Source organism: Methanococcoides sp. (assembly GCF_030594565.1).
In the GTDB taxonomy this organism is placed as follows: domain Archaea; phylum Halobacteriota; class Methanosarcinia; order Methanosarcinales; family Methanosarcinaceae; genus Methanococcoides; species Methanococcoides seepicolus.
Window position 1 is genome coordinate 1 of the sequence record NZ_JAUVEY010000041.1, and the last position, 14,243, is coordinate 14,243.

The following is a 14,243-nucleotide window of genomic DNA, read 5'->3' on the forward strand; positions in this document are numbered from 1 at the left end:
AATTGTGAATGTGAACGTACTTCCGTTTCCAACTTCACTTTCAACCCAGATCTCGCCACCATGCATTTCAACAAATTTCTTGACAATTGAAAGGCCAAGACCAGTGCCCCCATAGCTTCTGGCAATTGAAGAATCCACCTGTTTGAAGGTATCAAATATTTCATCGTGTTTATATTTGAAAATGATCTTACGCTCGGTTATTACAATGAGCTAAAGAATAACCTTAATTCCGACGAAGTAAAAATCCTGTTGCCAAAGTTCACGTTTGAGGCAAAGGCTAAATTAAATGAACCATTGCAGAACATGGGAATTGTTGATGCCTTTGATTCTGGCATGGCTGATTTTTCAGGCATCAGTGCCAGTGGTGGTCTATTCAGATCTGAAGTAGTTCATCAAGCATATATCGGTGTAAATGAAAAAGGAACTGAAGCTGCAACAGAAATCGTAATGGAAGAAGAACTACCTTACTACAAGTGTGAGTTTACAGCAGACCATCCTTTCATGTTCTTCATCGAAGATAAGAGAGCAGGTTCCATACTTTTCATGGGAAAAGTTGAGAATCCTGAATATGGGGAAATGTCATAACGACATTTTCTCCAATATCTTTCTCACTTCCTCCGTATTCAGTTCAAAATCTCATTCTTTCATTCGTTGACCAATTATTCATATCGTTGACCGAAAATTGCATTTTTGACCGATAAATACTCTATTTTTCGGTCAAAGCGAATAATGGCTCTGTAGAAATCCTCAAATAAACTCAGTAGTTCGCTAACTGGCTTGAGTTTATTGTGCAGCTTCACTTCCTCTACAATTCGATAATGGTTGCTTGTTGTGATAGCTCGCCTACCCCCTTAGTAAATTTCTGCTCCGATATGCTTGTATAGCAAATAATATCTGGTTCTACATTAAATGCGAGTGGGAGAGATCTATCTGGGTTTCGTATGCAACATAGAAAGAGTGAATCTAGAGGTATATGTGCGGATCGAATCCCTGATAGGTTAACATTGAGCACATTCTGAGCAGAAATTGGTTTTAATTAAGTGCCTGCTGATATACCTCTCCAGTCTTCTTTGCTATATTTTGCCAGTCAAAGGATGATATCACCCTCTCACGCCCCCTTTTCGCCATCATGCATCTCCTTTCCGGATCACTGTATAATCTATCGATCGCTTCTGCGATACTTGCACCGCTTTCCGGCTCCACTAGAAGCCCGGTCCTGTTGTGGTCAATTATATCTGGTATCCCTCCGACCCGTGACCCAATGCACGCGGTCTCACATGCCATGGCTTCCGTGAGCACGATACCGAAAGGCTCGTAGATGCTTGGTAGCACGAAAGCGTCAGAGAGAGAGTATAATTTAATGAGTTCATGTTTCCCCACATGCGGGAGGCAGAGGATATACTTGTCATGATATATATCCGGCTGGCCGACCAGGACCAGCATTATCTCTGGAATATCTTTCTGGAGCCTTCGCACGGCATCAACCAAATACTTCACGCCCTTTTGTGGGTCATTCCTTCCAACAAACAGCACAACGAATCGGTCATCAAGTTTGTATCTTCTTTTGAGGTCGTCCGCATTCTGGAGTTTGAATGTTTCAGTATCCACACCGTTTGGAATGATCGTGATCCTATCAGTTTCGATTTCAAATGTTTGCTCCAGTTCTTCTTGTATGGACTTTGATACTGCAATGAACCTGTCCACCATGCCCACCACATTTTTCTCCATCATTACACTCAGCCCATCTGGCTTCGTTCTGTTGACATCTATACTGTGAGCTGTCATCACCAGTGGCAACTGGGTGCTCTGCTTTGATAATGTAGCAGCTAACTGGATCAACCCACCATGCGAGTGCAACAGATCCAGACTGCCAGTTAAATACTGTTTTTTCACCATCGCAGCTACATTGATGTTGGTCAGTATCTTTTTATATACCGCACTAAAATCATTAGATGCCTGATAATGAAGTTCTGGTGGCCAGTGTACGCATACATTTCGGACCAACTGTTCGTTCGATTCCTGTACATTGGATGTAAACACATGTACCTGATCATTTCCGATTGCAAGACTTCTGGTTAGCTCACCTACATGGATACCCACTCCACCAAAAAAATTTGGTGGATATTCATAGGAAAGGATACCTATGTTCGCACCAGAGTCGGTCTTTTTTAGACTGAAAACCGTACCTATACCCCCACATTTCATTCGATCATGATGTCACAACTACTTGAATATCTTTACCATTTAAATTAGAGCCCCAATAATTTAATGGCGATATTTTTCATTTCCAATCAAGCAGGAAACTACTTTAGCTCATGATGTATGCTTATACGTGAGAATATACATTAAAGGTGACGCTCAAATGCCTAAACCACTCGTTGTTGGAAACGGATCACTGCTGGTGAATCTTGATAGGAATGCAAGCATCCGGGACATGTACTTCCCCCATATAGGAAATGAGAACCATGTGAATGGGCGACATTGTAGGATAGGGGTGAAAGTGGATGGGAAAAATCTTGGCCTGGTCTCTCTGATCGGGGATGATTGGAACCACGATCTTGGTTACCAAAATGATAGGTTGGTAACTGATACCTACTATCGCAATGATCGTCTTGAAGTTGAGTTAAGGCTCAACGAATGTGTACACCCTCATGAGAATGTATTCATTCGAAAGATAGCAATAACCAATACCGACACCATAGATGTGGACATGAAGCTACTTTTCAGCCATGATATTGCCCTTTACGAGAACCCGAATGGTGATACGGCTATCTATGACCCTGCATTGCGATCCATAATACATTACCAGGACTCGCGCTACTTCCTTATCAGTGGCTCACCATACTTTGACCAGTATGAAGTAGGTCAAAAAGGGACGGATGAATCTGGTGCTATTAAGTCTGGAGAGCTTAATATGAACTCTATTCAGGTTGGGGCAGTGAACAGTTTCATCCGTTTCTCCCTGCATCTGGCAGCGGGAGAAACAAAAATAATATATTACTGGATCGCAGCAGGGAAAACTTTCTTTGAAGTCAAGCGGCTCAACGAGCTTGTCCTTAATACAACACCTGAAAAGATCATGAATGAAGCAGGACAGCACTCTTATTCATGGGTGAACAAGGAAAAGTACGATTTTTTTGATCTTCCACCAAAAGTGGGAGACTTATTCAAGCACAGTCTGCTTATTATAAAGTCGCAGATCGATAACGATGGCGCGATCATAGCTGCCAATGACAGTGATATTCTTGAAAGGTTCAACATGGATTCATACAGTTATATGTGGCCACGAGACAGTGCATTTATCGCCATGGCACTGGACATAACACGTTACTCGGGAACTGTTCAAAAATTCTTTGAATATTGCCGAGGGCTTCTCCATGAACAAGGATATTTCCTGCAAAAATACAATCCTACAGGCACCCTTGCAAGTGGTTGGATGCCTTGGGTAACACCAGATGGACATATCCAACTTCCGATACAGGAAGATAGCACAGCACTTATTATCGTGGCTTTGTGGAATCATTATAAAATTACAAGATCTATCGAGAACATCGATCCGGCCTATCACTCATTGATCATACCGGCTGCCGAGTTCATGGTCAAGTACAGGGATCCTTCTACTGGACTCCCAAAACCCAGTTATAATCTGTGGGAGGAGAAAAGAGCAGTTCACAGCTATACATGTTCGACAGTGTATGCGGGGCTTAAATGTGCTGCCAAGTTTGCAACAATGTATGGAGACAATGACCTCGCAGAAAGCTACAACAAGGCTGCCATGGAAATAAAAAGGGGGATTGAGAATCACCTGTATGATAAGGAACTGGGGAGGTTCCTGCGAAGCATCAACCCTAGGGATGAGACCGTAGATGCCAGCCTCTACGCCGTATCTCAGTTCAGAGTGCTCCCCCCCGATGATGCCAGGGTGGTTAGCACTATGAAAAGTATAGAAAGCATGCTGTCGGTGAAGACTGAGGTAGGCGGCATCGCTCGCTTCTATAAGGATAAATATCAAGAAGTTGCGCAATACGATCCGGAGATAATTCCAGGTAATCCTTGGTTCATATGTACCTTATGGCTAGCACAATGGTATATACAGATGGCAAAGAGCATCAGCGACCTGCAAAAAGCAAGGGAGATAATACTGTGGGTCACAGATAGAGCCACAGAGACCGGTATGCTGGCAGAGCAGCTGAATCCTTTTGATGGGAGTCCTTTAAGTGTGAGTCCTCTCACCTGGGCACATGCCACTTTTGTACTAACTGTCATGGCCTTTGTCGAGAAAGCAAGATCACTGGAGTAAATACAGTTGATTATCGATATCCGAGATACTATGCAAGAGGGTTTTATGATACATACCAGAGAGATGAAAAAGGTAAAAGATCACTTTAATAATGGGTATAGGAGTCATTTATCAGAAAATGCCACCTTTCAGTGAACTGTTGCCCCCACAAGTTCCCCAACTCGCTTCATATAATACTACTCCCTTACCCATACACTATATTGGGTTGTAGATTAAAATAAGTTACTATATGGGCAAGACGTTTAATTATTTTAAGAGAGATTTATTTCCTTGTAACTATTATTCGAAATTAAAATGAAATGATCGCTTGAAAACAGTAGTGGATAGCTGAAGAGAAAATGCTCCCATTTCCTTTTTAAAATTTCAAAAATTTGAATGGAAGTACCATTTTGCACCCAAAAACATCTCAAAAAAATATTACAATCGTATATTTTTTAAGCAATGTACACTTATATTGATCAATGAATCCTGTGGGTTATTTCATTTATTCATTTATCACATTGTTCGTCATTGTGAGCCCAATTACCGCAGTAATTACATTTATAACGCTCACCAATAATCAGACCCTGGATGAAAAGAATGTAATTGCAAAGAAATCGGTTGCTTTAGCTTTTGTCATTGCCGTATTTTTCATGTTTACAGGAAACATTATCCTGGATGTTCTTGGGATCAGTCTTGATTCACTGAAAGTTGCTGGTGGTCTGTTACTTATCATGATAGCTTTTGAAATGATGCAGGCTAAGACCTCAAGAGAAAGCATTACTGATAAAGAGATGGATGAATCTTCTAAACGTGACGATATCTGGATCTTCCCAATTGCAATGCCTATACTAACAGGTCCTGCCACCATAACAACAGTCATAGTTCTTACAGAGACCGCTGGATTAGTTCAGCAAAAAACGCTCATTATGCTCGCATTGGTACTAACTTATTCAATAACCCTGGTAACATTTCTCTTTTCCAGAAGAATACACAAAAAAATAGGATATAATGGAATGCTGGTACTTACCAGACTGTTTGGCCTGTTCCTGGGTGCAATTTCAGTGAGTATGATCGCCAGTGGGATCTGGGGAATTTATTTGAGTCTGAATCCACTATAAATGTGACCACCGAAATCTTTTGGAAAGATCGATGTTGATTTCTATCCTGAATCTTTTTTCTTTCACCAATAATAAGAATTATTTTTCAACTTTCATTTATATAGTCGAAAGTTACCCCACTGAATAACTAATTCTGGTGGAACTACAAAAATGTATGATCCACAAATTCACTCTATGGTCTTGATAACAAAAAAGATTCCTTCTCAGCTTAGAAATTATGCTTTATAGAATACGCACGAAATCTGGGAACTTATCAATGAGCTGTTTGTTGAAGGACTCGATAGAAGAAAACAGTAAAAGAGTGAAGAAACACAGGGACCATCAGACTCCTGAACATTTGGTTGAGAATCTGATGAAAATTTCCGGCATATATTATCAACTCTGTTACCAGTTTAGCTTTATTGATATTCAATTATGGGGTCAAAAACCGTTATCAATCAATAAACTAACTTTCAAGAATATATCATAACACAGGAGAAATGAAACATGTCAAATTTACAAACAATGTCAACAGAAGAGCTTTTTGCACTCCCAAAGAATGAATTCATTAACAGGTGCAAAGAATGGTGTAATGAGTTCAATGATGGACAACCTATGAAAACAAATGAAGATAATCCATGCCCTGTTCACGCATGGGTAGCACTTAATGAGAAGAAATGCGCTCATGAGACCGTTGCCAACATTGCACAGTGTCCCATATGCGACCAACCAATGTGCCCGGATTGTATGAATCACAATGTCCACCAACTCTCAAGGGTAACCGGATATATATCAAATGTTAGTGGATGGAACGCTGCAAAAAGGCAGGAACTTAAAGACCGAGTGCGATCTGATGTAAAATGATGTAAAATGATGTGATCTACAGATAAAGGGACAATTGGAGGTCTACTTATCTATCTGTTTTTCAACTCATTATAATCAAATTCGAATTAGATATATCATCAGAATATTCATTGTGCTCTTTAACAGATCCATTGATTTCAGAGATCAAAATAAAGGAAAAAACCAAATGATCAAAGCACAAAGTTTAAACTGAGATACTCATATATTTTTGAATGGCAAATATAAATTATTTATTACAGAAGATATTAGTCCACAATTAAATATTGAGTAACTAAATGTCTGTGGGAATAAGACATCGATACCAACAGAGTGGGGGGAAAAGATAATGATATCAAGAAATGCAAGTAAAGCACTAATGGCGATACTGTCGGTGCTCATTATACTAACATCCGGCTGTGTTGAGGACGAAGGGGAGGGCGGACCAGAGCAGCTATTCGATCAAAGTAAACTGAATGTTATCGAGGTCACTAATGTGCCAGTGGTGGATGGTGAAGTGGATGATTTATGGGCTGATGCCCCGGAACTGAACGTACCGCTCGGTGAGACATACGATACACAAGACCCCGCAAGTATTACCGACTGTGCTGGATGCCATGCCTATGACAGCGACACAACAGTTACACTAAAAGCTCTTCATAATGACACTCGTCTTACCGTTTTGGCGACCTGGCCTGATCCAACAGCGAGTTTCACCCGTGGAGATTCCTGGTCATTCATTGATGGAAAATGGATGAAACTGAATCCAGAACAATCCGAGGACCGCATATCTTTCTTCTGGCCTATCGGAGAGATAGAGGGCGAACCTTTTGATACCGGGGGATGTATGGCTAAATGTCATATGTATTATCCAACGGACACTGATCCTCATGTCAGCACCCATGGCATCATTGATGATTCATGGTTAAAGGACGGAAGAGCTGATATGTGGCATAGTAAGGCAGGAAGAGGAACAGGGCTGACATCGACAACAAGCTCAGACCTTATCGTTGATCCAGATTCCCATGAGGTTGTTGCTGGAACTATCTCTATGATCGGGTATGCTGATGACAAGTACGTTGATGTTTGGGCAAACGATACCATCAATGGAGAAGATGGTGGCCGCTATGGTGATGAAGGAACCAGTGCATATTCACATAACCGTATTGCAGACAAGTCACGCCCAAAATACATGGAAAAGGACCCTCTCGATTTTGCTGATGCCATGGTCCTAACTCAAGCAGAGATCGATGCAGGTGAGACCATCGGAAATGAAAACATAGGCGTTAGCGATGAAGATGCCATTACTTACTGGCCTAACTATGAAGCTTTGGGTGCCATAGTTCCAGAACGGGTCCTCAGGACTCCAGAAAGTAGCCGTGCTGACATACAATTTGGAGCTGTATGGAAAGATGGGATATGGACAGCTGAGCTGGGAAGGGACCTCATCAATGCCAATGAGGATGATATTCAGTTCAATACAAGTGAGGAACATTTCTTCGGGGTTGCCATATTTGATAACTCCCGACATGGTTATCAGCATATGACCTCCCGGATGTATTACATGGAGTTCGTCTGAGTCCTTCATCTAATACGGTTCTTTGAGAGGATGTGGTTGTGAAAAGGCGATCACTCCCTCTTTTACTATTTAGTGAAGAAACATGCTCTTTCTGTTTCTCAATTATATATTAATAATATATTCTGATTTAAGTGATGCTAACTTTCCTTTTTACGCTCACAAATTGTGGTATCTTCATTTTTAATAATTACGAGACCATCAAATTAGCTATTCCCTTTAAAAATATAACTCTTTTTTCAAGACTACTGACATCACTCTGAGCGTAGCTTATGCATTGCACTTATATGGTAGAAAATGCCCCCAGCCCAGGGAATATATTTGCACAGTTTTTGATGGAAGCTGTATCAGTTACTTGTGACCATAAATTTGCAAAATGGAGCTAAAGAAACGAATTCATTTGTAAATTATGTATGAGATTGATGTAATCAAATTAGAATGGGTGCATTTGTGAGCTAATTTGATAATCTCGTTTTAGAATATAAGAGCATTATTTCAATATATATATAATAACATATTTGAAGTATAAGGTTATTTTAGTCCAAAAATAGTTTACTGAATGAAGGTGCTGTCACGATCCATTATAATTTATATTCGGGTTTCTTAATAATTTCTAGCCTTTTACTTATAGCAATGGCATTACACATCCGGCAGTTTAAGAGTTCAGAATATATCACCTATTTTTCGATGTTATTATTTTCTCTTGCAATCTATTCGATATTCTATGCATTGGAAATATCTTCGACAACATTGGAAACTTCGTTAATATTCTATAAGCTTCAGTACGTTGGTATCGTAATGATCCCAGTTTTATTATTTCTGTTCTCCATTAGCTATACAAGAGAAAAACAATGGATTAAACCTGCAAGGATCGCTGCTATCTTTGTCGTTCCGGTAATCACGCTGGTTTTAGTGTTCACCAGCGAAAAGCATCACTTGTTCCACGAGGTTGCTTACATCAATACTGTTGGCCCTTTTTTTGGCTTATACTTTGAACCAGGTATATATTATTGGTTCAATCAGTTCTATTCAATCATATTAATAATGTTTAGTATTGCTCTTTTCTTTAAGATGTGGTTATATAACAAGTCTTTTTTTGGCATGCATCTGGTAATTCTGATTATCTGCTCTTTAATCCCGTTTTCAGTGTATCTGCTTTATCTGGCAAGTTTTTTTCCTAAGGCCATCGACCCTGTTCCTTTTGCTTTTATACTAAGTGCAATGCTGATATACATCGGATTATTTCGTTATAGATTGCTCGATATAACTCCCCTTGCCCGCAGTTTACTTTTCGAGAATATACCTTCCGGTGTCATAGTTCTTGATGGAAAGGAGAGAATTGTCGATATTAACCAATTTGCAGAAAAGTATCTTGCTCTGTCTGCAAAAGACATAGGCAAACCTGCTTCAGAAGTGCTTGGATACTGGTCTGAACTTCTGGACATTGAATATAACAACAAAGAAATGAACAAGATCGAACTGAAGAAAAGCCTTGCAGATGCAACTTTCTGGTTTGCTGTTAATGTCTCACCCCTTTATAGTAAACGTGGTAACATTAATGGAAGGATGATCGTCTTGGACAATATTACATATCGAAAACTCGCAGAAGAAATTCAATCCACTCAACATACTCTTTCAATTAATATGGGGACATGTTCTGGCATTATAAGCACACTAAATTCTCTGATGGAAGATCTGGTAAAAATCGAAGCTATTGATTCAGGTGGAATTTATCTGGTGGATGATAACGGAAACTTGGATCTGATCGTACATAATGGACTTTCACAAAAATTCATTGAACAATGCAGACATTACGATAACGATTCATTCAATGCAAAACTTGTAAGAGATGGCAGACTGGTATACAAAAAATATTATGATATTTTATCAGATGTCACTAATGATATTCTATCAGAAGTATTTTTGTCTGAAGGATTGAGATCAATGACTGCAATTCCAATCTATTTCGAAGGCAATCCCATTGCAAGTATGAATCTTTCATCTCATACTTACAATGAACTTCCTGAACAAACAAGGAACGGTCTTGAAAGTATTGCATCTTTTACAGGTGAGTATATCACAAGAGCAAAAATACAGGATATCCTGAGCAGGCAGAAGACCGATCTTGAATGCCTGTTTAATTCAATGAATGACCTTTTATTTGTGCTTGATGAATCTGGGAACATTATATCAACAAATGAATCAGCCAGGTTAAAGCTGGGATACAATGAAGACGAATTTACATCAATGAAAGCTATTGATGTCCATCCCAAAGAAAGAATGGATGAGATTATATCAATTCACAACGAAATGCTTGAAGGTAAAATAGATTTTTGTTCAATTCCCCTTCTTTCTAAAGATGGAACATACATACCTGCTGAGACTAAATTCACTGTCGGTAAATGGGAAGGCAAAAAAGCATTGTTTGGAATTTCAAGGGATGTAAGTGAACACCAAAAGTTTGAAATGGAGATAATTGAAGCTAAAAATAAAGCTGAAGAAGCTAACCGTGCTAAATCTGAATTCCTTGCAAACATGAGCCATGAGCTACGTACGCCTCTTAATTCCATCATCGGCTTCTCACAGTTACTAAATAGCAATCCTTCCGGTAACCTGGACGAAAAGGAAACTAATTACTCATACAATATCATGACCAGCGGGGAACACTTACTGGAACTGATCAATGATATTCTTGATATCTCAAAGATCGAAAGCGGGGAAATGGAACTTGAATATGAAAGATTCAATTTGCCTATTTTCTTTTTTGAAGTGGAAGGTATTATAAAACAGTTGGCAGATGAAAAAAACATTCAAATTTGTAATCAAACTCGTTCTAAAAGTATCGAAGTGTATGCTGATAGATTAAAGATGAAACAAATATTGTATAATCTATTAAGCAATTCCTTGAAGTTCACACCTGAAAATGGTTGTATATAGATAAATTCTATTGATTGTGATAATATGCTGGAGATCTCTGTATCCGATAACGGTATTGGCATTCCCAAAAATAAACACGAAGAAATATTTGAGACCTTCAAACAGGCGGATTCTTCAACTGCCAGAAGTTATGGGGGCACTGGCCTTGGCCTTGCAATTGTCAAGCAATATGTTGAAATGCATGGTGGAAATATCCGTGTTGAAAGTGAGGAGGGAGTGGGCAGTACCTTTACTTTTACAATCCCAAATTCTGACTCTCGGTAATGAGAAACAAAGATATTTTGATCCATTTATTTAGTAGAACCGATCATTTAGCCCATAGATACCTATTGAATATGACCTAAAAGTCAGATTCGATCTATAATTATGCAATGAAAAATAATGATTCATGTATATGTAGCTTTAATTTCAGTGATTTTTTAAGTAGTTGTGTTTTTTTAGTGACACATTACTAAATATTAAACTGATGAGAAACCTACCCCCCGTTCTTCTTTTAACTTTATCATATATTATAGAAAGTCCTCACGATTGATAGCTAATTGTGAAGGTTTTCAAAAATATATGACGAACAAAATTATTCACAAATTTTGATGAACAAAACAACCCATGCATATCTTAGGAACTACGCATTCAGCAAGAAAATGAAGATATGGGAAGTTGCAGATAAAATAATCAATGGAGCAATAGACAAAGAATAATAATATGAGTGAATGAAACACAAGGGCCAGCAGCCCCCCTGAGCTCGTGACTAATTCTAATAACAAGATTCACTTATAGATAGAAGTGAATTTGTGCTACGGGCCTGTTTTCATGCCTCGATTGAGGTATTATGGATATTTATACCAACAAATTTAGAGATTTTCATCTTTAACTTCAACGAACTTGATAGCTTTATCATCGGTTTATAGAAGAATTCACAATTAACAATAACCATGCAAGATCTGGGAATTTATTCAGGACTTTTCTTCAGTTTCCAGGATTAAGTCTAACCTTATATATACTTTAAAGAAAAAAATAGAGTATAGTAATATTGTGGGGGAAAGGCAATATTTGCTGTTAAGAGGGGGAATTTACAATTACAAAAGATCCTGAAACGATTCCAGATGTAAATAGATCGCCTCAAAAAGACTTATTGAGTGGTGAACTTATTGCAGGAACATCAAAAAGCGTGTGTCCTGAATGTCTTGAAGTTATAGATTGCCAGATAATACTGCGTGAGAACATGGTCTTCTTGCGTAAGCATTGTGTGGACCATGGTTCTTTCGAAGTTCCTGTATATTCGGATGCCAATGATTATCTGGATGTGATAAAGCACAACAAACACGGTTCAAAACCCTTGCACCCAACTCCTGTTTCCAAGGGCTGTCCTCATGATTGTGGATTGTGTGAGGATCATCAACAACACACATGTGTAGGGATCATAGAGATAACTGATATGTGTAATCTGAATTGTCCGGTTTGTTTTGCAGATTCAAAAGGACTTTTTACACTGCCTTTTGAAAAGGTAAAGGAGATGATAGACCTTTACGTTGAGCATGAGAAGGAACCCGAGGTACTCCAGATAAGTGGAGGTGAGCCGACATTACATCCGGACATCCTTGGGATTCTGGAATATATGGGCCAAAAAAATATCCATTATCCGGTCCTGAACACCAACGGCCTAAAACTTGCTGACATGGATTTTGCAAAACAGGTAGAATCTACCGTGCAAAATGATGTATCTGGAGTCGGTAAGCCAGTAATATATTTTCAATTCGACGGGTTCGATGACAATACCTATACAACCCTTAGAGGAAGGCCACTTATCGATATAAAATTGAAGGCGCTTGAGAACTGTGAAGAACTGGGGTTAACTGTTGCTCTGGTAGCTACCATTGTCAAAGGGGTAAATGAGCACGAGATTGGCCCTATCATAGATTATGCGCTGGGGAAAACAAACATAAAAATGGTCAATTTCCAGCCAGCTACACTGACAGGAAGGTATGAACTGGAAAAGAAGACAGAAACAGCCCTTACAATTCCTGAAGTGTTACATGAGATCGAGAACCAGACAGGAGGTCTATTGAACAAAAAAAACTTCATTAGCATTCCCTGCCCTCATCCAACCTGTTCAGTTTGCTCCTATGTTTACAATCACAAGGGAAAGAACATTTCTCTAACTAAATTCCTGAATTCCAGTACCTGCAGGGATTATCTTGTTGACCGCACGATTGCAGACCTAAAGGTCACTTCCAAGATCGAAAGATCTATCAATGCTCTCAATATGGTCATGTCCAAAACAAACAAGTGTTGTGGCGATGGTGAACAAAAGTGTGATTGTACATTGTTCCAGGGCATGGTTTCAGATACAGGCAAAATAATCGATAATGTCACCCTTATCTCAGTTCATGCATTCATGGACGAATTTAATTTAGATCTGGAAAGAGCAAAGAAATTCTGCATAACAGAGATCCTTCCTAACGGACAGATGATACCGTTCTGCGTGTATAACATCCTCTACCGGAAAGGATTGACCGAACAGTTCAGGAACCTCTATCATAATGAATTCAGGAAGAATGGCGATCATACAAATGGAACCGAGGGTTGATTATGGATCCAAACGAAATAAAGAAGATGGTAAAACAAGGTTATTCCGAAGTAGCAAGAACCGAATCTTCCTGCTGTTCAACGAAAAGTCCATGCTGCAGTTTGAGTGGAGTGGCAGAGAAAATAAGCAAGAATATCGGCTATTCTGAGAAAGAACTTGATGAGATCCCGGAAGGGGCAAACCTCGGTCTTGGCTGTGGGAATCCCACTGCATTAGCATCTTTGAAATTGGGTGAGACTGTTCTTGACCTGGGTTCGGGAGCAGGCTTTGATTGTTTCCTTGCAGCATCTAGGGTGGGAAAGGAAGGAAAGGTCATAGGTGTGGATATGACACCGGAGATGATAGAGAAAGCCAGAGAGAACGCCTCAAATGGTGGCTATACGAATGTGGAATTCAAGCTGGGAGACATCGAAGAAATACCTATTGCTGATGCTTCCATTGATGTTGTGATCTCAAACTGTGTCATCAACCTTGTCCCTTCAAAAGATAAAGTATTCAGGGAGATATTCAGGATCCTTAAGAACGGTGGCCGTTTCATCATATCGGATATGGTCCTGTTAGAAAACATCCCTGACAAGATAAAAGAATCAGCAGGGGCTTATATTGGCTGTATTTCAGGCGCGATACTGAAAAAAGATTACCTGGATACGATAAAGGATTCAGGGTTTGAGGATATTGAGATAATAGAAGAGACGAACTATCCTTTTGAACTGATCATTGCAATGGTCTCTTCGGATGAGATGGCTGCAATACTAAAGGATCTGGACATTTCCATGGAAGAAGCAAAAGAGATCGCTGAATCGGTCATTAGCATTGAAGTGAGTGGAATTAAGCCGTTCTGATCATCGGATAGCTATCATAGACAATTAGATGAACAAATTAATCATAACAAAGGCTTTGATTCTTTTTCAACTTTCCATTTTA

At 39.3% G+C, this 14,243-nt stretch carries 10 protein-coding genes and 1 pseudogene; 9 read left to right on the forward strand and 2 right to left on the reverse strand.

The window, feature by feature from the left end:
• The coding region (locus QAS77_RS05100) for an ATP-binding protein (RefSeq protein ID WP_305064359.1) at positions 1 to 138 on the reverse strand (138 nt) is incomplete at its 3' end.
• 27 nt (positions 139 to 165) lie between these two features.
• On the opposite strand from QAS77_RS05100, the gene QAS77_RS05105 reads away from it, so the two are divergent.
• Positions 166 to 585: a serpin family protein gene (locus QAS77_RS05105; protein ID WP_305064350.1), complete on the forward strand. Its 420-nt coding sequence runs from the start codon at positions 166 to 168 to the stop codon at positions 583 to 585.
• A 447-nt stretch (positions 586 to 1,032) separates the two neighbouring features.
• Here the strand turns inward: QAS77_RS05105 and QAS77_RS05110 are convergent, their stop codons facing one another.
• Entirely contained in the window at positions 1,033 to 2,205 is a 1,173-nt protein-coding gene (locus QAS77_RS05110; protein ID WP_305064351.1) for a glycosyltransferase family 4 protein, read from the reverse strand.
• A gap of 157 nt (positions 2,206 to 2,362) precedes the next feature.
• Between QAS77_RS05110 and QAS77_RS05115 the strand changes: the two genes are divergently transcribed.
• The 8 genes and pseudogenes from QAS77_RS05115 (at position 2,363) to QAS77_RS05150 (ending at position 14,161) form a co-directional block, all read left to right on the forward strand.
• Positions 2,363 to 4,300 carry a glycoside hydrolase family 15 protein gene (locus QAS77_RS05115; protein WP_305064352.1) on the forward strand — a complete coding sequence of 646 codons (1,938 nt, stop codon included), beginning with the start codon at positions 2,363 to 2,365 and terminating at the stop codon, positions 4,298 to 4,300.
• Between the two features lie 461 nt (positions 4,301 to 4,761).
• On the forward strand, positions 4,762 to 5,400 hold the full coding sequence (locus QAS77_RS05120) for a MarC family protein (protein ID WP_305064353.1): 639 nt from the start codon (positions 4,762 to 4,764) through the stop codon (positions 5,398 to 5,400).
• 486 nt (positions 5,401 to 5,886) lie between these two features.
• Complete coding sequence (gene nrdD / locus QAS77_RS05125; RefSeq protein ID WP_305064354.1) at positions 5,887 to 6,243, forward strand: anaerobic ribonucleoside-triphosphate reductase; 357 nt, start codon at positions 5,887 to 5,889, stop codon at positions 6,241 to 6,243.
• Between the two features lie 325 nt (positions 6,244 to 6,568).
• Positions 6,569 to 7,798: an ethylbenzene dehydrogenase-related protein gene (locus tag QAS77_RS05130; protein ID WP_305064355.1), complete on the forward strand. Its 1,230-nt coding sequence runs from the start codon at positions 6,569 to 6,571 to the stop codon at positions 7,796 to 7,798.
• Positions 7,799 to 8,404: 606 nt separating this feature from the next.
• The gene (locus QAS77_RS05135) at positions 8,405 to 10,732 is read left to right on the forward strand and encodes a histidine kinase N-terminal 7TM domain-containing protein (RefSeq protein ID WP_442920359.1); all 2,328 of its coding nucleotides are present in this window, start codon (positions 8,405 to 8,407) and stop codon (positions 10,730 to 10,732) included.
• Between the two features lie 24 nt (positions 10,733 to 10,756).
• Positions 10,757 to 10,996: an ATP-binding protein gene (locus tag QAS77_RS05140; RefSeq protein WP_250869148.1), complete on the forward strand. Its 240-nt coding sequence runs from the start codon at positions 10,757 to 10,759 to the stop codon at positions 10,994 to 10,996.
• 868 nt (positions 10,997 to 11,864) lie between these two features.
• Positions 11,865 to 12,641: pseudogene (locus QAS77_RS11595) on the forward strand (radical SAM protein); the annotation flags it as partial.
• 680 nt (positions 12,642 to 13,321) lie between these two features.
• Positions 13,322 to 14,161 carry an arsenite methyltransferase gene (locus QAS77_RS05150; protein ID WP_305064357.1) on the forward strand — a complete coding sequence of 280 codons (840 nt, stop codon included), beginning with the start codon at positions 13,322 to 13,324 and terminating at the stop codon, positions 14,159 to 14,161.
• The last annotated feature ends 82 nt before the right edge of the window (positions 14,162 to 14,243 follow it).

Coding starts and splice junctions, on each gene's coding strand:
- QAS77_RS05110 (WP_305064351.1), bottom strand. CDS start 2,205: ATGAAATGTGGGGGTATAGGTACGGTTTTCAGTCTAAAAAAGACCGAC.
- QAS77_RS05115 (WP_305064352.1), top strand. CDS start 2,363: ATGCCTAAACCACTCGTTGTTGGAAACGGATCACTGCTGGTGAATCTT.
- QAS77_RS05120 (WP_305064353.1), top strand. CDS start 4,762: ATGAATCCTGTGGGTTATTTCATTTATTCATTTATCACATTGTTCGTC.
- nrdD (WP_305064354.1), top strand. CDS start 5,887: ATGTCAAATTTACAAACAATGTCAACAGAAGAGCTTTTTGCACTCCCA.
- QAS77_RS05130 (WP_305064355.1), top strand. CDS start 6,569: ATGATATCAAGAAATGCAAGTAAAGCACTAATGGCGATACTGTCGGTG.
- QAS77_RS05140 (WP_250869148.1), top strand. CDS start 10,757: ATGCTGGAGATCTCTGTATCCGATAACGGTATTGGCATTCCCAAAAAT.
- QAS77_RS05150 (WP_305064357.1), top strand. CDS start 13,322: ATGGATCCAAACGAAATAAAGAAGATGGTAAAACAAGGTTATTCCGAA.